The organism is Mesorhizobium sp. WSM4887 (assembly GCF_029625865.1).
Lineage (GTDB): Bacteria > Pseudomonadota > Alphaproteobacteria > Rhizobiales > Rhizobiaceae > Mesorhizobium.
Genome location: NZ_JARTVP010000003.1, coordinates 50,990 through 69,688, shown reverse-complemented (window position 1 = coordinate 69,688; position 18,699 = coordinate 50,990). Strand labels below are relative to the sequence as shown.

General features: G+C 62.4%; 20 protein-coding genes, 1 other RNA gene and 1 pseudogene. 7 read left to right on the top strand and 15 right to left on the bottom strand.

The annotated features are described in order from the left end of the window. Nucleotides 1-178: 178 nt before the first annotated feature. Complete coding sequence (locus P9230_RS13905) at nt 179-502, bottom strand: helix-turn-helix domain-containing protein (RefSeq protein ID WP_095824095.1); 324 nt, start codon at nt 500-502, stop codon at nt 179-181. Nucleotides 503-553: 51 nt separating this feature from the next. On the opposite strand from P9230_RS13905, the gene P9230_RS13900 reads away from it, so the two are divergent. After that, nucleotides 554-1,036, top strand: a complete 483-nt coding sequence (locus P9230_RS13900) for an SRPBCC domain-containing protein (protein WP_067001716.1) — start codon at nt 554-556, stop codon at nt 1,034-1,036. A 26-nt stretch (nt 1,037-1,062) separates the two neighbouring features. After that, complete coding sequence (locus P9230_RS13895) at nt 1,063-1,452, top strand: VOC family protein (protein ID WP_278053523.1); 390 nt, start codon at nt 1,063-1,065, stop codon at nt 1,450-1,452. 1 nt (nt 1,453) lies between these two features. Here P9230_RS13895 and P9230_RS13890 read toward each other — a convergent pair whose 3' ends face one another. The 5 genes from P9230_RS13890 to ssrS all read right to left on the bottom strand — a co-directional run bounded on the left by P9230_RS13890 (nt 1,454) and on the right by ssrS (nt 4,658). Next, entirely contained in the window at nt 1,454-2,221 is a 768-nt protein-coding gene (locus tag P9230_RS13890) for a TerC family protein (protein ID WP_067001713.1), read from the bottom strand. A gap of 83 nt (nt 2,222-2,304) precedes the next feature. Next, nucleotides 2,305-3,126, bottom strand: coding sequence for a YmdB family metallophosphoesterase (locus tag P9230_RS13885; RefSeq protein ID WP_095824096.1), 822 nt, complete (start codon nt 3,124-3,126; stop codon nt 2,305-2,307). A gap of 190 nt (nt 3,127-3,316) precedes the next feature. Continuing rightward, complete coding sequence (locus P9230_RS13880; protein WP_127241615.1) at nt 3,317-3,742, bottom strand: DUF3592 domain-containing protein; 426 nt, start codon at nt 3,740-3,742, stop codon at nt 3,317-3,319. 93 nt (nt 3,743-3,835) lie between these two features. Then, complete coding sequence (locus P9230_RS13875) at nt 3,836-4,420, bottom strand: 5-formyltetrahydrofolate cyclo-ligase (protein WP_067319497.1); 585 nt, start codon at nt 4,418-4,420, stop codon at nt 3,836-3,838. A gap of 82 nt (nt 4,421-4,502) precedes the next feature. Next, nucleotides 4,503-4,658, bottom strand: a non-coding RNA gene (gene ssrS, locus P9230_RS13870) — 6S RNA. A 150-nt stretch (nt 4,659-4,808) separates the two neighbouring features. Here ssrS and P9230_RS13865 point away from each other — a divergent pair. The 5 genes from P9230_RS13865 (at nt 4,809) to msrB (ending at nt 8,589) form a co-directional block, all read left to right on the top strand. Next, complete coding sequence (locus P9230_RS13865) at nt 4,809-5,648, top strand: MoxR family ATPase (RefSeq protein WP_095824098.1); 840 nt, start codon at nt 4,809-4,811, stop codon at nt 5,646-5,648. 90 nt (nt 5,649-5,738) lie between these two features. Beyond that, nucleotides 5,739-6,185: a GNAT family N-acetyltransferase gene (locus tag P9230_RS13860; RefSeq protein ID WP_067319706.1), complete on the top strand. Its 447-nt coding sequence runs from the start codon at nt 5,739-5,741 to the stop codon at nt 6,183-6,185. A 257-nt stretch (nt 6,186-6,442) separates the two neighbouring features. Then, a complete protein-coding gene (locus P9230_RS13855; RefSeq protein ID WP_067002185.1) occupies nt 6,443-6,847 on the top strand; it encodes a type II toxin-antitoxin system HicB family antitoxin in 405 nt (134 codons plus the stop codon). Between the two features lie 10 nt (nt 6,848-6,857). After that, nucleotides 6,858-8,048: a VWA domain-containing protein gene (locus tag P9230_RS13850; protein WP_278120017.1), complete on the top strand. Its 1,191-nt coding sequence runs from the start codon at nt 6,858-6,860 to the stop codon at nt 8,046-8,048. 136 nt (nt 8,049-8,184) lie between these two features. Beyond that, nucleotides 8,185-8,589: a peptide-methionine (R)-S-oxide reductase MsrB gene (gene msrB, locus P9230_RS13845; RefSeq protein WP_067001694.1), complete on the top strand. Its 405-nt coding sequence runs from the start codon at nt 8,185-8,187 to the stop codon at nt 8,587-8,589. A 52-nt stretch (nt 8,590-8,641) separates the two neighbouring features. Here the strand turns inward: msrB and P9230_RS13840 are convergent, their stop codons facing one another. The 9 genes and pseudogenes from P9230_RS13840 to livM form a co-directional block, all read right to left on the bottom strand. Continuing rightward, nucleotides 8,642-8,941: a hypothetical protein gene (locus P9230_RS13840; RefSeq protein WP_095824100.1), complete on the bottom strand. Its 300-nt coding sequence runs from the start codon at nt 8,939-8,941 to the stop codon at nt 8,642-8,644. 7 nt (nt 8,942-8,948) lie between these two features. Continuing rightward, a complete protein-coding gene (locus P9230_RS13835) occupies nt 8,949-9,389 on the bottom strand; it encodes a hypothetical protein (RefSeq protein ID WP_278119516.1) in 441 nt (146 codons plus the stop codon). Nucleotides 9,390-9,508: 119 nt separating this feature from the next. Continuing rightward, a complete protein-coding gene (locus P9230_RS13830; protein WP_067001689.1) occupies nt 9,509-9,769 on the bottom strand; it encodes a DUF2312 domain-containing protein in 261 nt (86 codons plus the stop codon). A 355-nt stretch (nt 9,770-10,124) separates the two neighbouring features. Continuing rightward, nucleotides 10,125-13,583: a pyruvate carboxylase gene (gene pyc / locus P9230_RS13825; protein WP_278119514.1), complete on the bottom strand. Its 3,459-nt coding sequence runs from the start codon at nt 13,581-13,583 to the stop codon at nt 10,125-10,127. Nucleotides 13,584-13,846: 263 nt separating this feature from the next. Next, nucleotides 13,847-14,965 (bottom strand): branched-chain amino acid ABC transporter substrate-binding protein, encoded by a 1,119-nt coding sequence (locus tag P9230_RS13820; protein ID WP_067001684.1) that lies wholly within the window; start codon nt 14,963-14,965, stop codon nt 13,847-13,849. Nucleotides 14,966-15,104: 139 nt separating this feature from the next. Next, the gene (locus P9230_RS13815; RefSeq protein WP_067001681.1) at nt 15,105-15,452 is read right to left on the bottom strand and encodes a DUF6867 family protein; all 348 of its coding nucleotides are present in this window, start codon (nt 15,450-15,452) and stop codon (nt 15,105-15,107) included. Nucleotides 15,453-15,469: 17 nt separating this feature from the next. Further along, the gene (locus P9230_RS13810; protein ID WP_067319509.1) at nt 15,470-16,198 is read right to left on the bottom strand and encodes an ABC transporter ATP-binding protein; all 729 of its coding nucleotides are present in this window, start codon (nt 16,196-16,198) and stop codon (nt 15,470-15,472) included. Nucleotides 16,199-16,230: 32 nt separating this feature from the next. Further along, nucleotides 16,231-17,304 (bottom strand): annotated as a pseudogene (locus tag P9230_RS13805) (ABC transporter ATP-binding protein); the annotation flags it as partial. After that, nucleotides 17,304-18,695 (bottom strand): high-affinity branched-chain amino acid ABC transporter permease LivM, encoded by a 1,392-nt coding sequence (gene livM, locus P9230_RS13800; protein WP_067001672.1) that lies wholly within the window; start codon nt 18,693-18,695, stop codon nt 17,304-17,306. The pseudogene P9230_RS13805 and the gene livM, both read right to left, overlap by 1 nt. Nucleotides 18,696-18,699 lie beyond the last annotated feature (4 nt).

The following is an 18,699-nucleotide window of genomic DNA, read 5'->3' as shown; positions in this document are numbered from 1 at the left end:
GGCGCGATCACCCGGCAAATGCTCGAATTCAAAATTTCAGAACGCTGCAAGCGTGCCTGCGAAGGCCCGCGGGGCTCTCTGTCGGAATGGCCGGCTTATAGATAAATCGGCTCAATTCGTCCAGCCGGACCGTCGACCCTGACGGCGGACAGACCGAGATTGCCCTTGCAGCGCGGCATCATCCCTCCAGATCCGACTTCAGCCGGTCGAGGATGCTGATCGCATGGCCCGCATATTGGCCGATCCAGCGGTCGTGGATCTGCCTGATCGGCAGCGCGTTGAGATGGTTCCAGCGCTCGCGCCCCTCGCGCCTCGCCACGACCAGATCGGCCTCTTCCAGCACTTTCAGATGCATCATGACCGTGCAGCGATCCATGTCCGGGAAAGCCTCGCAGAGCGCCCCGGTGGTCTGCGGATGATTCTTGAGCCGGTCGAGCAACTCGCGCCGGCGCGAGTGCGCCAAGGCCTTGAAAACACGATCGTCCGAGGCTGGGCTTGACATGTTATGTTTTTATAACATATTGTTTCACGAGGCAAGGAAGGAGCTGTGGATATGTCTCTTGGATTCAGGATTTCCGGACGCATCGGCAAGCCGGTCGCCGAAGTCTTCGACGCCGTGGTCAACCCGACGAAGCTCAGCGGCTATTTCACCACCATTGGCGGCGCCTCTGCTCCGCTGGTCGCCGGCACCACCGTCACCTGGTGGAAGACGGTGCCGGTCGAGGTCGACGAGGTGATCAAGGATAGGCGTATCGTGCTGCGCTGGGACGCGGCCGACACTGACGGCAAGCCGGCCTACAAGACACGCATCGAGATGAACTTCGAGCCGTTGGACGACGGCGGCACCTTCGTTACCATCGCCGAGGCCGGCTGGCACGAAGGCGAGGTCGGACTGAAGAAATCCTACCTCAATTGCGAGGGCTGGTCGCAGATGCTCGCCTGCATGAAGGCGTATCTCGAATACGGCATCAATTTGCGCGACGGCTATTATCGCGCCGAGATGAAAGGCGAGCCGGCCAACGAGACCAATATTTGACTCCCTTTGAGCGAGGAGGCCCGGCCGTGAAGGTAACGCCGTTCCTGATGTTCGAAGGTCAGGCCGAGGAGGCCATGACCCTCTATTGCGACACCGTTCCAGAAAGCCGCGTTGTCGACGTCACACGCTATGGCGCGGGTGAGGACGGACCCGAACGTGCGCTCAAGCTGGCCCGTGTCGTGATCGGCGGCACTGAGGTCATGGTCTTCAACAGCCCCGTGCATCACGCCTTCTCCTTCACGCCGTCGTTCTCGCTCTTCGTCGACTGTTCCTCCGAGGAGGAGCTCGATCGCATTGTCGGGGTGCTGGCCAAGGACGGCGCGTTTCTGATGCCGACCGACGATTACGGCTTCAGCCGCCGTTTCGCTTGGCTCAACGACCGCTTCGGCGTTTCCTGGCAGATCAACCTACCCTAGTTTAATGCCCGCCGCCGGACCGCTGCTTCTTTCGACGCCGCGCCAGCATGTTGAGGCCCTCGACCAGCGCGGAAAAACCCATGGCGGCGTAGATGTAGCCCTTGGGCACGTGATAGCCCATGCCGTCGGCAATCAGCGTCATGCCGATCATCAGCAGGAAGCCGAGCGCCAGCATCACGATTGTGGGGTTCTTGGCGATAAAGTTGGCGAGCGGCGTCGCCGCCAGCATCATCACGCTCACCGCCACGATGACAGCGATGTACATGATGGCGATTTCGTCGGTCATGCCGACGGCGGTGATGATGGAATCGATCGAGAAGACGAGGTCAAGCAGCAGGATCTGGAAGATCGCGCCAGCCAGGCTCATCTGCAGTGTGCCGCCCATCATCGAGTCCTGATGATCCTGCGGATCGACCGTGTGGTGGATTTCCTTGGTCGCCTTCCAGACAAGGAACAGGCCGCCGGCGATCAGGATCAGGTCGCGCCAGGAAAAGCCATGCCCGAACGCCGTGAACACCGGTGTCGTCAATTGCACGATGATCGAAATCGTGGCGAGCAGCACCAGCCGCATGCCCAGTGCCGCCGAGATGCCGAGTTTGCGGGCGCGGGCGCGCTGCGCTTCCGGCAGCTTGTTGGTCAGGATCGAAATGAAGATCAGGTTGTCGATGCCGAGCACCACCTCCAGCACCACCAGCGTCAGCAGCGCGATCCAGGCTGTGGGATCGGAGACAAAAGCAAAGTGCGGCGCCAGGAACTCGACAAGCTGCATGGAGGTCGTCCCCTCTACGATCTAGAGCAGTTTTCGCGGGTTTCGTCGCCAGTTAGGTACGACCGGTGCTCATATCAATATCATCACCAGAAGGACGGCGCGGTTTCCTCGAGTCTCGGCCCGCGGCGAAACGGCGCGATCTTCTCTGCAAGCCCGGTGCGGTCGGAGATTTCCACGCCGACGCCGCAGAGCGTCGCCGGTCCATTCGCGGCCTCGAAACGACCTTTCGGCACTTTCGACAGGAAGCGGTTGAGCGGCTCTTCCTTGTCCATGCCGAGCGAGGAATCATAGTCGCCGCACATGCCGGCGTCCGAAATATAGGCGGTGCCGCCGTTGAGTATCTGATGATCGGCGGTCGGCTGGTGCGTGTGGGTGCCGACCACAAGGCTGGCTCGGCCGTCGACGAAATGCGCGAAGCACATCTTTTCAGAAGTCGCCTCGGCATGGAAATCAATCACTGCCGCGTCGGCCTGCTCGCCAAGCGGACAGGCGGCAAGCTCGCGCTCGCCGGCCTGGAACGGATCGTCGAGCTCGGGATGCATGAAGACGCGCCCCATGATGTTGGCGACCAGCACCCGCGCGCCGTTCCTGGCGATATAGACGCCGGAACCACGCCCCGGCGTGCCCTTGGGAAAATTGGAGGGGCGCAGGAAGCGCTCCTCGCGCGGCGCGAAGACCAGCGCGTCGCGCTGGTCCCAGACATGGTTGCCGGTGGTGACGACATCCGCGCCCGCCGCGAGCGTCTCGCGAAATATCTCCTCGGTGATGCCGAAGCCGCCCGCGGCGTTCTCGCCATTGACGATGACGAAGTCGAGCTTGAAGTCGGATATCAAGCCCGGCAGCTGTTCCCACACCGCCGTGCGCCCAGTTTTTCCGACCATGTCGCCGAGGAAGAGAAGTCTCATACGATCCCGCGTCGAAAGTCCGCCAAGCAAAAGCTGCATGACTTTCCGCAAAAGATCATGCGTTTCTCAACCGCTGTTCTACAATTGCGGCGTGAACCGGCGCAACCCGCTCCCGGTGAGTATTTCCGGGATGATCACATGATGGTCTTATACGGCACCACCGCCCCGTCCTAGCAGCCGAAGGCGACGTCTAACGCGCGCTCCGTCCGCGCAGCCAGAAAAACCAAACGTAGAAGACGGTGAAGCCGCCGGTACCTGCAAGGATCAACAGCATGCCGCGCCAGCCCTTCATTCCGGCGGTATCGAGGGTCGCTGGATCGCCAGGGTCGTAGTAGAATTTCACCTTGTCGCCGATCGACGCCTCGTGGAGACCGACAAGGTTTCCCTTTCCGGACCAGGTCATCGGCACGTCGTCAACCACATAGGCGAGGGCGACATTGATGCGCTCTATGGCGAGGCCATTTTTGTGCATTTCAGTGAAAGGACTGACATCCGTCACGGTAGCGACCGTCTGCCCCCAGGCGGCTTGGTGGTACAGGGTGGTTCCGGTGATATGCAATCCCATCGCAAACAGTGCTGCCGCGATCAGAGCAAACGGCATCAGGATGAATCGCATGAAGACAAAATCCCTTGCTAACCTCAACTTGGATTGGATAGCAGGAATACTGTTGGATAGGGATTGGAATCGCGCGAAGCGGGTCGGAATATTCTAAGAGGCGGTAAACCGGCGTAACCCGCTCTCGGTGAGTATTTCCGGGATGATCACGTCATGGTTCTCATCCGGCACTTGCGACACCTCCTGGCAGTCGAACGCAATGCCGATCAGCCGCGGCGCCAGCCCTTTGTCGGCCAGCCTGGCGATCGCCCGGTCGTAATAGCCGGCGCCGTAGCCGATGCGGTGGCCGCGCGCGTCGAATGCTGCGAGCGGAACAAACATGAGCGAGGGGTCGAGCTCTTCGGCCTGCTCGTGCGGTCCGACCGTGCCGAAACCCATCTCGACCATTGGCGCGCCGCGCACCAGCTCGCGGAAGACGATGGTTGTCTTGTCGAGGATCGCCGGCAGGCAAAGCCTGGCGCCTTTCTCGCGCAGCGCGAACATCAGCGGCCGCACATCGACCTCGGAGCGCATCGGCCAGAAGCCGGAGACGATCTGGCCCGGTTCGACGGCGATCTGGTCACGCGCCGTCTCAGCCATTTCGAGCGCGATCTCGACCCGCCAGAATTCGTCCAGCGCATCCCGCCGCGCCAGAGCTTCCTTGCGAAGCTGTTTTTTCAGGTCTTTTGATGAGGTCATGCGCAGACGTTAGAAAAGGTCGTATCCGGACGAAGTTGCAGGAGCGACGCTTTCTACCGCATCAAATTCAAAAACGGGAGAGTGGCGATCCACACAACCGGTGGAGAGGTCGATCCCGGGTGCCTACAAAGTAGGTGGGCGCCGTGTGAGAAAACCCACGGGTCTTCCCAGGGACAGCTCCCTAAGGATCGATAAGGCCCCGGGGATAAGTTTCTCCTGCCGGGAAGCGCAGACCGCCAAAACCAATATAGGCCCATGGTTGACCGAGCGCCAGAAGGACACCGCTCCAAGCGGCCGCAAATCTGCGTCATGGGCCTTGCGGCGTTGTCATGCCTTGCACAGCCTGGCCAGCGTCCTTAGGGTCGCGGCCCAACGATCAGGAGAAGAAATGCGTTTCGAAGGCACCGCGGCTTACGTCGCCGACAAGGATTTGATGGTGGCGGTCAACGCCGCGATCGCTCTGGAGCGACCGTTGCTGGTCAAGGGCGAGCCGGGCACCGGCAAGACCGAACTCGCCCGTCAAGTGGCGGCGGCGCTCGGCCTCGATTTCATCGAATGGAATGTCAAATCGACCACCAAGGCGCAGCAGGGCCTCTACGAGTATGACGCCGTCTCGCGGCTGCGCGACAGCCAGCTCGGTGACGACCGGTTCAGCGACATCAAGAACTACATCAAACGCGGCAAGCTGTGGGACGCCTTCGCGGCACCGAAAAAGGTCGTTCTCCTGATCGACGAGATCGACAAGGCCGACATCGAATTCCCCAACGATCTTCTGCAGGAACTCGACCGGATGGAGTTTTTCGTCTACGAGACCGGCGAGACCATCCGCGCCGAATTTCGGCCGATCGTAATCATCACCTCCAACAACGAGAAGGAGTTGCCGGACGCCTTTCTGCGCCGCTGCTTTTTCCACTACATCCGCTTCCCCGATATCGAGACGCTGCACCGGATCGTCGACGTGCATTATCCCGGCATCAAGCAGAATCTCGTGCGGGCCGCGCTTACCCAGTTCTACGAGATCCGTGACGTGCCCGGGCTGAAGAAGAAACCATCTACCTCCGAAGCGCTCGACTGGATCCGACTGCTGGTCGCCGACGACATCGCGCCGGAGGATCTGCGCGCCGATCCGAAGAATATATTGCCGAAGCTGCATGGCGCGCTGCTCAAGAACGAGCAGGACGTGCACCTCTTCGAACGCTTGGCCTTCATGGCCAGGCGCCAGCAATAGGCTTGGCAGCAATAGCGCTTTGTCTGTCTGTGGACCGTTGCCGACAGGCGGCGGTTGCCGCAGCTTCCGACCAAAACATTGGAGGAAAACATGTCCGAGATCACCGTTCGCCCGCTTGCCCAGTCCGACCGCTCCGACTGGCGCCGGCTGTGGACCGCCTATCTCACCTTCTACGAGACCAAGCTGCCGGACGAGGTCTACGACGTCACCTGGAAACGCCTGTTCACGGCGGGCGAGTTCGAGCCGAAAGGCTTTATCGCCACGCTTGAGGGCAAGGCCGTCGGCCTGACCCACTATCTCTACCACCGCTCCTGTTGGTCTGAGGTCAACACCTGCTATCTGCAGGATCTGTTCGCCGACCCCGAAGTGCGCGGCAAGGGCATCGGCGCGGCGTTGATCAAAGCGGTGCAGGACGAGGCGGGCAAGATCGGCGTGAAGAACGTCTACTGGATGACGCACGAGACCAACGCCACCGCGCGCCGGCTGTACGACCATGTGGCGCGGCGCACGGGCTTCATCGAGTACGATCTGTTGTGAAACGGTTGAAACCGGTCCAGCTGCGCAATATATTGCGCATTGGAAAGCCGCCGTGCCGCTGATTGAGACTAACACGCGCAAGATCATAGCGCGGCTTTTGCGCGATGGCTGGTCGAGCGTCGGAGGCGGCAAGCACGACAAATACGAGCACCCGGGAAACCGGATGTGACCATCATCGTGCCGCGGCACCGCGAGCAATCTCCGGGCGTTGCACGCTCGATCGCCAAGCTCGCCGGATGGATTTGAGGCCTGATCGCATGACGCATTATATTGGAGTTCTGGACGGCGCAGATAATGTCTGGGGAATCCGGGTCCCCGACCTCCCGGGCTGCCATGGCGGCGGCGCCAGCCCCGAGGAGGCGATTGCCGATGCAACATCGGCGATACGCGAATGGGCTGAAACTCGGTTGGCAAAGCACGTCTCGTTACCCGAAGCACGAACGGTGGCGGACTTGTTACGATCAGGTGAGATCGATAGCGCCGCAGGCGAGTCTGCCGTCATGATCCCGCTGCTGATCGACTCCGGTCGGTCAGTCCGGGCAAACCTGTCGTTGGACGCGGGTCTACTTGCGGCGATCGATACTGAAGCCAGCCGCCGGGGCCTGACGCGCTCTGCCTTCATTGCGAGTGCCGCGCGTGAAAAGATCGAGGGGCAGAGATAGCCGTCTGGCGATGTTCATCCCCTTCTTCCTTGAACTGAAAGCCGCGCGGGTTCCCGTTTCGCTCCGGGAGTATCTGACGCTGCTGGAAGGCCTGGAAGCTGGGCTGGTCGACTACGACGTCGAGGGTTTTTACTACCTCGCGCGCTCGGCCCTGGTGAAGGACGAGCGCCATATCGACCGTTTCGATCAGGTGTTCGCGCATGTCTTCAAGGGCGTCGAAGCGCTCGCCGGCCCGGACGCTGTCGACGTCGCCAACATTCCCGAGGAATGGCTGCGCCGGCTCGCCGAAAAGCACCTGAGCGACGAGGAGAAGAAGCTGGTCGAGGCGCTGGGTGGCTTCGACAAGCTGATGGAGACGCTGAAGCAGCGCCTGGAGGAGCAGAAGGGCCGGCACCAGGGCGGTTCGAAATGGATCGGCACCGGCGGCACCTCGCCCTTCGGCGCCTGTGGCTACAATCCGGAAGGCGTGCGCATCGGCCAGCACGAAAGCCGCCACCGTCGCGCAGTGAAAGTCTGGGACAAGCGCGAGTTCAAGAACTTCGACGACGCGATCGAGCTCGGCACCCGCAACATCAAGGTGGCGCTGAAGCGGCTGCGGCGCTGGGTGCGCGAGGGCGCCGAGGAAGAGTTCGACCTGCCCGGCACCATCCACGCCACCGCCGAGCACGGCTATCTGGACGTGAGAACCCGGCCGGAGCGGCGCAACGCGGTGAAGCTCCTGATGTTCTTCGACGTCGGCGGCTCGATGGATGGTCACGTCAAAACCGTCGAGGAGCTGTTCTCCGCCGCGCGCGCCGAATTCCGCCAGCTCGAGTATTACTACTTCCACAACTGTCTTTACGAGCGCGTCTGGAAGGACAATCGCCGCCGCCTGGCCGAGACGATCCCCACCTTCGACCTCATCCACAAATATGGGCCGGACTATAAGGTGATCGTGGTCGGCGACGCCTCGATGAGCCCTTACGAAATTGCGCATCCCGGCGGCTCGGTCGAGCACTGGAACCCGGAGGCCGGCGGCGTCTGGCTGGGTCGGCTGCTGCAGCAGTGGCCGAACGCGGTCTGGTTGAACCCTGAGGCTGAGAAGAACTGGCGCTACACCCATTCCATCGCGATGATCAGCGACATCTTCGGCGGCCGCATGTTCCCGCTGACGCTTGCCGGGCTCGAAGCGGCAACGAAGCAGCTATCGAGGAAGCATTGAGCGTGACAGTAATTCGCGGAAACCAGCGGCGATTGCGTTGTCAGTCCCAGCGCTGGTCAGTGGTGTAACAAACACCTATCTTCGTGCGAACATGACATGCCAACCAACAACGAGCCGCCAAGGCCGAGGAGATTTCATGGACACCCACGCCTATCCCGTCACCCGCACCGATGCCGAGTGGCGCGCCCGGCTGACGCCGGAGCAGTATGCCGTCATGCGCAACCACGGCACCGAGCGTCCCGGCAGCTGCGCCCTGCTCTACGAGAAGCGCGCCGGCACTTTCTTCTGCGTCGGCTGCGACCAGCCGCTGTTCGAATCCAAGCTGAAGTTCGAGAGCGGAACCGGCTGGCCGAGCTTCAACGATCCGGTCCCGGGCTCGATCGAGACCACCGTCGACCGCAGCTACGGCATGGTCCGCACCGAGTGCCACTGCTCGCGTTGCGGCAGCCATCTCGGCCATGTCTTCGAGGACGGTCCGCCGCCGACCGGCCTGCGCTATTGCATCAACGGCGTGTCGCTGCGCTTCGAGCCGGCGGCCTGACAGCCAGTTCGTGGTAGCTTTGTAAGGGCGGCTTCGGCCGCCCTTTTTCGATTCAGACGACGACCGTCGCGATCAGCCAGAGCGCCGAGCCCAGCATCATCAACTGCGCCTTGAACCCGCCGGCCGTTTCCGCCGTCCGCCAGACGGCAAGGGCGAGAAAGATGTTGTAGGGGGCGGGAAGGAAATGCACCGTGAGCACCAGCCAGAGCGGCAGCTTCAGCCCAAGCAGGACAAGCGCCAGCGCGGACGAAGCGATGTTGATCGCCGTGCCGGCGAGCAGCATGTCGCGCCAGAACAGCCGGTCGAGCGGCACAATGCCTTGCCAGCGCGAGCGGAAGAAGCCGGCAACCATCTGTGCTCTACTCCTGCCTCAGCACTTGGGTGACGGCTTGCTCGAAGCGCGAGCATTCCGTCGCCAGCCAGTCGGCCATGGCCGGCCAATTGTCCTCGGCAAAGCAGTTGACCCGCCACTGCGAATTTATGCCGAGATTCTGCGCGCTTTGCTCCGGCCTGAGCTTCAGCCGCGCCTCGATCGCCGGTTGGAATGGCATCAGCCGCGTCCAGACCTCCGTCGCGCCGAGCTTCTCGTTGCGGCCGAAGAAGACGCCGACCACGTTCTCGCTTGGCGCGACATACATGGACAGCACCAGGGCGAACTCCGGCATTCCGCGCTGCCAGAACCATGGCCCGCGTCGCGCCAGCCGCGCCCTTTCTTCCGGGTGCCGTTCGGCGAACAGCGCCCAGAACCCGCGATGCCGGAAATCCGAAGCGCGATGGCCACCGAAGTCGAACTCACTCATGGCCGTCCCTAGAGGCAATTTCAGGAAGTGTAACGGTTTCCGTCCGGAATTGCGCAAAAGCAAATGGTTGGAGCAGTTCAGCGATTCCATCAAACGCTGAACTGCTCTAGCCGCGAGCCTTAGACCATGCCGAGCGCGGCCTTATACAGATCGAGGATCGACTCCTCCTCCTGGCGCTCGGCCTGATCCTTCTTGCGCAGCCGGACGATGGTGCGGATCGCCTTGGTATCGAAGCCGGTGCCCTTGGCCTCGCCATAGACGTCCTTGATGTCGTCGGAAATCGTCTTCTTTTCTTCCTCGAGCCGCTCGATGCGCTCGATGATGGCGCGCAGCTGGCCGGCGGCTACAGTCTGGCTGGTCTCGGTGATCTCGTCGGCCATTTTTTCTCTCCGCGTTTTTTTGCGCCACGGCGATTCCCGCACGGCAAAATTGGAGCGGGTTCGATGCCCGAGCAGGCGCGGCGGGTCAAGACATTATCGATGCGGCATGAAGGGTTGGAGCACCCCAGGCTGTGCTGAGATTCTGGTCAGGCCGAGCCGGAGTCGAAGACGGACGCGAAGCGGCGAGAACGGTTGTTCCGAGAACCGGAGCCGAGCATGCTTGGAGTACGTGGGCACGGGCCTAAGCTGGCCGTAGCCTTAACTGCGACGTGCCTGGTGAGTGCTTCGGCGGCGAAGGCCGGAACCCCAGGAAGCCGGCGTTTTGCAGGCCGGCCTCACCTGAAGATCAGCACATTCAGCCAAAGGCGATGAGCAAATCCTTCGCATCGATCTGGTCGCCGGCCTTGACCAGCACCTCTGCCACCACGCCGTCGCGCTCGGCGTGCAACGCGGTCTCCATCTTCATCGCCTCGATCGAGAGCAGCACGTCGCCCGCCTTGACCGCCTGGCCTGGCGCCACGGCAAGAGCCGACACCACGCCCGGCATCGGCGCCCCGACATGCGCCTCGTTGCCCGGCTCGGCCTTGCGCCGCGCCTTGGCGGCCGAAGCGCCATGCGCGCGGTCCGGCACCTTCACGCGACGCGGCTGGCCGTTGAGCTCGAAGAAGACGGTGACCATGCCTTTTTCGTCGACGTCGCCGAACGCCTGGCAGCGTATCACCAGGGTCTTGCCCTTCTCGATATCGACGAAGATCTCGTCTTCCGACTTCATGCCGTAGAAATAGGTCGGCGTCGGCAGCACGCTGACCGGGCCATAGGTCTCCTGAGCGGCGGCGAAGTCGGTGAAGACTTTCGGATACATCAGCCAGGAGGCGAATTCGAACTCGGTGAGCTTGCGCTCGAGCTTCTCCTCGATCTCCTTGCGGCTGGCCTTGAGGTTCGCGGGCTTCAGCAGCGAGCCGGGCCGGACGGTGATCGGCTTTTCGCCCTTCAGCGCCTTCTTCTGCAGAGCTTGCGGCCAACCGCCGGGCGACTGGCCGAGATCGCCGCGCAGCATCGAGACGACCGAATCCGGGAAGGCGATGTCCTTCGCCGGGTTCTCGACATCGGCGACTGTGAGGTCCTGGCTCACCATCATCAGCGCCATGTCGCCGACCACTTTCGACGACGGCGTCACCTTGACGATGTCGCCGAACATCAGGTTGACGTCGTGATAGGCCTGCGCCACCTCGTGCCAGCGCGTTTCGAGCCCAAGCGAGCGCGCCTGTTCCTTGAGATTGGTGAACTGGCCGCCCGGCATCTCGTGCAGATAGACTTCCGAGGCCGGTCCCTTGAGGTCGCTTTCAAAGGCGGCGTATTGGTTGCGAACCGCTTCCCAGTAGAACGAAATGTGGCGGATCCACTGGGGGTCGAGGCCGGGGTCGCGCTCGGTACCCTTGAGCGCCTCGACGATCGAGCCGAGACAAGGCTGCGAGGTGTTGCCGGAGAACGAATCCATCGCCGCGTCGATGGCGTCGACGCCGGTCTCGACCGCCGCCAGAACCGTCGCCGCCGACAGGCCGGAGGTGTCGTGCGTGTGGAAATGGATCGGCAGGTCGGTCTCTTCGCGCAGCGCCTTGAACAGCACGCGCGCCGCCGAGGGCTTCAACAGGCCCGCCATGTCCTTGACGGCGATGATATGCGCGCCGGCCGCTTCCAGTTCCTTCGCCAGCCCGACATAATATTTCAGGTCGTATTTGGCGCGCTCCGGATCGAGTATGTCGCCGGTGTAGCACATCGCCGCTTCGATCAGCTTGCCCTCGGCGCCCACCGCGTCCATGGCGACGCGCATGTTCTCGACCCAGTTCAAGCAGTCGAAGACGCGGAACAGGTCGACGCCGCCGGCGGCTGCCTGTCTAACGAAATGCTGCACGACATTGTCGGGATAGTTGGTGTAGCCGACGCCGTTAGCACCGCGCAGAAGCATCTGCAGCAGAAGATTGGGGGCTGCCTCGCGCACTCTGCTCAGACGCTCCCATGGATCCTCGGTGAGGAAGCGCATGGCGACGTCGAAGGTGGCGCCGCCCCAGCATTCCAGTGAGAGCAGTTGCGGCAGCGCTCGCGCATAGGTGCCGGCGATGCCGGCGATGTCGTAGGTGCGCATGCGGGTGGCGAGCAGCGACTGGTGTCCGTCGCGCATCGTCGTGTCGGTAACGAGCACCTGGGCTTGCTCGCGCATCCATGCCGCGAACTTCTGAGGCCCGAGCGCGTCGAGCCGCTGCTTGCTGCCGTCCGGCACCTTGCCGTTGAGATAGGGCACGACAGGCGCCGCCGCATCCGCCTTCGGCACCGGCCGTCCGCGCGTCTCGGGATGGCCGTTGACGCTGACGTCGGCGAGATAATTGAGCAGCTTGGTGGCGCGGTCCTGCCGCTTGACCTGCTCGAACAGCTCCGGCGTCGTGTCGATGAACTTGGTGGTGTAGGAATTGTCGGCGAAGCTCGGGTGGTTGATGATCGCTTCGAGGAAGGTGAGGTTGGTGGCGACGCCGCGGATGCGGAACTCGCGCAATGCCCGGTTCATGCGCGCGATCGTCTCGCCCGGCGTCGGCGCCCAGGCCGTCACCTTTTCGAGCAGCGGATCGTAGAACCGGGTGATGACCGCGCCCGAATAGGCGGTGCCGCCGTCGAGGCGGATGCCGAAGCCGGTGGCGCCGCGATATGCGGTGATGCGCCCGTAATCGGGGATGAAATTGTGTTCCGGGTCCTCGGTGGTGATGCGGCACTGCAGGGCGTGGCCGTTGAGCTTAATGTCCTTCTGCGCCGGCACGCCGGACTCCGGCGTGCCGATGGCGAAGCCGTCGAGGATGTGGATTTGCGCCTTCACGATATCGATGCCGGTCACCATCTCGGTGACGGTATGCTCGACCTGGATGCGCGGGTTGACCTCGATGAAATAGAACTTGCCGGTGTCGGCGTCCTGCAGGAACTCGACGGTGCCGGCTCCGATGTAGCTGGTCTCGCGCGCGATCTTCAGCGCGTAGCCGCAGAGTTCCTCGCGCAGTTTCTCGCCGAGGTAGGGAGCCGGCGCACGTTCGACGACCTTCTGGTTGCGGCGCTGGATCGAGCAGTCGCGCTCGAACAGATGCACGGCATTGCCCTGGGTATCGCCCAGCACCTGCACCTCGACATGGCGGGCGCGCTCGATCAGCTTTTCGAGATAGACCTCGTCCTTGCCGAAGGCGGCCTTCGCCTCGCGTTTGCCTTCCATGACTTCGCGCGCGAGGTCGGCTTCAGCGCGGATGGCGCGCATGCCGCGGCCGCCGCCACCCCACGATGCCTTGAGCATCACCGGATAGCCTATTTCCGCGGCGAGCTTTTTCACCTCGTCCATATCGTCGGGCAGCGGATCGGTGGCGGGCACGACCGGCACGCCGACGTCGATCGCCAGGTTGCGCGCCGCCACCTTGTTGCCGAGCCGGCGCATCGTCTCGGGCTTCGGCCCGATGAAGGTGATGCCGCCGGCAGCACAGGCCTCGGCGAATTCGGGGCTTTCCGACAACAGGCCGTAGCCGGGGTGGATCGCATCGGCACCCGAGAGGCGCGCGACGCGGATCACCTCGTCGATCGACAGATAGCTTTCGATCGGACCCATGTCCTTGGTGAGATGCGGGCCGCGCCCGACCTGGTAGCTTTCGTCGGCCTTGAAGCGGTGCAGCGAATATTTGTCCTCTTCCGCCCAGATCGCCACGGTTTTGAGGCCTAGTTCGTTGGCCGCGCGAAAGACGCGGATGGCGATTTCGGACCGGTTGGCGACTAGGATCTTCGTGATTGCCAAGGACTGGGCTCCAGTAGCGGAAGGTGAGGTGAACCGGCGCAATGATTAGCTTGAAAATGCTGCAGCGCAAACAAAATAGCGCGACACTTCAATCGATTTAAATCGTTCGTTTGCGCCAAACCTTCGCGACGGCCTCCGAGCGCCTGGACGACAACGCCGACGAACTCGGCGAGGGACACGAAGGCAGGATGGATGCGCGGCCAACAAAAAATGCCCGGCGCTCAGCGCCGGGCATCTCGGAAAGTCGGCTCTTCTTTGCCGGCTTATTGCTCGAAGTAGGAGTACTTGCCGTCTTCACCCTTCTTCCAGGTGTACATGACATAGTCCGGGCGGGTGATGTCGCCCTTGGAGTCATACCCAATGTCGCCGATGGCGGTCTTCCAGGGGCCGCCCGACTTGATCGTCTCGGCGACTTTCTGCGCATCGTCGGCGGAGCCGGTCTTCGTGATGGCCGCAGCGATGATCTGGATCGCGGCGTAGGAGTAGAGCGTGTAGGCCTCCGGTTCGAAACCGGCAGCGCGGAACTTCTCCACGAGCTCCTTGGCGTTCGGGTTCTTGCGCGGATCCGGCGCGAACGTCATCAGCGTGCCTTGGACGGCGTCGCCGGCGATCGAGGCGAGCTCGTTCGACACGATGCCGTCGCCCGACATGAACTGGGCCTTGAGGCCCTGGTCGGCGAGCTGGCGGATGATGAGGCCGGCTTCCGTATGCAGGCCGCCATAGTAGACGACGGAGATACCGGCTTCCTTCATCTTGGCGATGAGCGCCGAGAAGTCCTTGTCGCCGACATTGATGCCTTCATACATGGCTTCGTTGACGCCATTGGCGTTGAGCGCCTTCTTGGTTTCATCGGCAAGGCCCTGGCCATAAGGGGTCTTGTCATGGATGAGCGCGATCTTGGCGTCCTTGAAGTTCTTGGCGACATAGTCGCCGGCAACCTTGCCCTGTTGGTCGTCGCGTCCGCAGGTGCGGAACGTATTCCACATGCCGCGTTCGGTGAACTTGGGATTGGTCGCGGCCGGCGTGATTTCGAGGATGCCATTCTCGGCATAGACTTCCGACGCAGGAATTGAGACGCCCGAATTGAAGTGGCCATCGACGAACTTGATGCCGTCGGCGACAAACTTGTTGGCGACCGAGATGCCCTGCTTCGGATCCGACACGTCGTCACCCACGCTCAGCTTAAGCTGCTGGCCGAGGACTCCGCCAGCCGCGTTGATGTCGGCGACCGCCTGTTCGGCGCCCTTCTGCAGCTGCGCGCCGAAGGCCGCGTTCGGACCGGTGATCGGACCGGCGACGCCGATCAGAATGTCGGCCCACGCGCTGCCGCTGAACGCGATGAACGCGGTCAGCGCCACGGCGGACAAGAGTGATTTTTTCATTGAAACGCTCCCATTTACGGAGTGGGCGTGGATGATACTTTCATGCGATGCCCACCCTTATCGCAGAAAGCATAGAATGCCGATTTTCAGGCACTTGTCACGCCAAATTCATTCCCCGGAACGGCGTTGATCATGAACGTCAACCCTTTGGTTTCCAGCTCAATAAGGAGGCTCTTTCGTAGAGCCAATTATACTGAGTGACCATCTGGTTCGTGCGCGTGTATTGATAACCAAGGAAGCCCAGTATCATTAGCACGATGGTGTCGACGATATAGTAGTGCAGCGAAAACATCGTGCCGTCGAACAGCGCGTGGTGGATGAACCTTATGCCGATGCCGAGTCCGAGCATATAGAGGAACAGCTGAAAGAAGCTGCGCCAAGTCTGCGCGCTCGCCTTGCCGGTCATCCAGGCCGCCCATCCGCCGAGCAGGCAGGTGACGAACAGGAACTGCCAGATCGAGGCTTCCTCGTAGAGAATGCCCTGCATGATGAAGTCTCCTGAACTCAGTGGTGGCCGCCTTCGAGATAGGCGGCGCGCACTTCCGGATTGGCGAGCAGCTCCTTGCCGGTGCCGCTCATCGTCACATTGCCGTTGACCATGACGTAGCCGCGATTGGCGAGCTTCAGCGCGCCGAAAGCGTTCTGCTCGACTAGGAACACGGTCAGCCCTTGGGTCCGGTTCAATTCGCGGATTGCATCGAAGATCTGCTTGACGATCAGCGGCGCCAATCCCAGCGACGGCTCGTCGAGCAGAAGCAGCTTCGGCCGGGCCATCAGCGCACGGCCGATCGACAGCATCTGCTGCTCGCCGCCCGAGAGCGTGCCGCCGCGCTGGCCGATGCGCTCCTTCAGCCGCGGGAACAGCGCAAACACCTTCTCGGCATCCTCGTCAAAATGTTTTAGGTTGTCGAGGCTGGCGCCCATCTGCAGGTTTTCCATCACCGTCATGCGCGGAAAGATGCGGCGTCCCTCAGGCGACTGGGCGATGCGCATCCGCGCGATCTCGTGCGTCGGCAACTGCGTGATGTCGTTGCCGGCAAAGGTGATGGTGCCGCTGCGCGCACGCGGCGCGCCGAAGATCGTCATCATCAACGTCGACTTGCCGGCGCCGTTGGCGCCGATCAGCGCCACGATCTCACCTTGGTTGACGGTGACGTCGACACCGTTCAGCGCGCGGATGTTGCCATAATAGGTCTGCACGCCCTTGATATCGAGCAGCGTTGTGCCGGCCATTACTTACGCCCTCCGCGCGGCTTGGCTGTCGAGGATTTCGCGGCCGGCTTGCCCGTGGCCCGCTCGGACGACTTTCTTGGCGTTTTGGCTTTGGCATCGACCTGAGCCGCTTTCGAGGCGCCTCTCGATACCATGACCCGTTCGCCCTCGTCCGCGTGTTCGACAGTGTCGGAAACCGGCCCCGCCATCATCGAGGCGGAACTGCCCGGCCCGTGCGCCGCATCAGGCCCGGTATCCAGCTGCTCGATGACATCCTCGTCGCCGACTTCGGTCAGCACCTCTTCCACTTCCTCGTCGTCGACGCCGAGATACGCGGCAATCACGCGCGGATCGGTCCGGACCGACTGCGGGCTGCCGTCGGAGATCTTGCGGCCGTACTCCAGCACCACGACGTGGTCGGAGATCTGCATGACCACCGACATGTCGTGCTCGATGAGCAGGATCGACGTGCCGGTGTTGTCCTTGATGTCCATCAACAGTTCATTGAGCGAGGCCGATTCCTTCGGATTGAGACCGGCGGCCGGCTCGTCGAGGCACAAAAGCTCAGGTCCGGTGCACATGGCGCGCGCGATCTCCAGCCGCCGTTGCGCGCCATAGGGCAGGTCGCCGGCCGGATCGTCGGCGCGGTCGACGAGATTGGCCTTTTCCAACCAGTGCTTGGCGAGATCGATCGATTCAGCCGAGGCCTGCCGGTAGCTGGAGAAGCCGAACAGGCCGAGGAAGGTATAGCCCGAGGCCTTCATCAGCTTGTTGTGCTGGGCGACCAGGAGGTTCTCCAGCAGCGTCATGCCCGAGAACAGGCGGATGTTCTGGAAGGTGCGCGCTACCTTGGCGCGCGCGGGGATCTCGTGATTGGGCAGGCGCTCGAGCAAATAGTTCGAGCCGTCGCGCCGGCTGAGCGTGATCATGCCTTCCGAAGGTTTGTAGAAGCCGGTGATGCAATTGAACACGGTCGTCTTGCCGGCGCCGTTTGGTCCGATCAGCGCGGTGATCTCGCCGCGCTTGGCCTGGAACGACAGGTCGCCGATGGCGATCAGGCCGCCGAACTTCATCGACAGATGCTCGACCTGCAGGATGAAGTCGTTCATGGAAACTTGCGCGTTCATCAGCCGTGGCCCTCCTTGGTGAAGGAGCCTGACACCGCTTTTCGCTCCTTGAGGAAGGCTGTTGGTTCTCGACTGCCCACGAAGCCGCGCGGCTTCCACAGCATGACGATCACCATCGCAACGCCGAACAATAGCATGCGGTAGAGCTCCGGCGTGAAGTCCGGACCGAACACCACCTTGAGAAAGCCCAGCTCGCGCAGGATCTCGGTGCCGCCGATCATCACCAGCGCCGCCACCGCGATACCGCCCAACGAGCCCATGCCGCCGAGCACGACGATGGCCAGGATGATCGCCGATTCAAGGAAGACGAAGGATTCCGGGCTGACGAAGCCCTGGCGCGCGGCGAAGAACGAGCCGGCGAAGCCGCCGAACATGGCGCCGGTGGCGAACGCCGTCAGCTTGGTGGTGGTGGTATTGATGCCGAGCGAGCGGCAGGCGATCTCGTCCTCGCGCAGCGCTTCCCAGGCGCGGCCCACCGGCAGGCGGCGCAGCCTGATGGTGACGAAGGCGGTGAGGAAGCAGAGCGCCAGAATGAGATAATAGAGGAAGATCTTGTAGTAGGCGCCCGACTGAGCGATCCCCAGCACCTTGGCGATGTAGTTCGGGTCCGAGACGTTGAACGACATGAGCCCGAAGAAGGAGACCTTCGGGATGCCGGAAATGCCGGCCGAGCCATTGGTCACCTCACGCCAGTTGATCAGCACCAGACGGATGATCTCGCCGAAGGCGAGCGTGACGATAGCCAGATAGTCGCCGCGCAGCCGCAGCACCGGGAAGCCGAGCATGACGCCCCAGAAGGCGGCCATGGCGCCGGCGGCAGGCAGCAGGATCCAGAACGACAGGCCAAAATGCGTGCCGAGCAGCGCATAGGCATAGGCGCCAACGGCGTAAAAGGCGACATAGCCGAGGTCGAGCAGGCCGGCTAGACCGATGACGATGTTGAGGCCCCAGGCCAGCATCACATAAATCAGGATCTGGATGCCGAAATTGTCGACCCATTTCAGCGAGCCCTGGAAGCCGAACAGAAGCACCATCGCCACTGGATAGAGGATCAGCACCGTGGCGCCGATCTTGTTGAAGTTTCGCCGCACGAAGCCGGGCTCCACGGCGATCGCAGGCGCCTTGGCCCTTTCAGCCCTTGATCGTTCGAGCGCCGGAACCGCATAGGCAACATAGAGGAAGCGCCCGACGACAACGGCGAGGACCACCAGGGCGAGCAGCCCCCAGCGCTGCACCAGGATCAGCTCGTTGTTGATGTTCTGATCGGTCCTGAGACCGATGAACAGCACGAACAGGCCGAGCGCGATGGCGCCGGCGTAGAGCGCTTCGCGGAACGCGCGCTGGATGGGAGTAGCGACGACGTCGCGCTCCGGAGAAACGGTAACGGCCATGAGG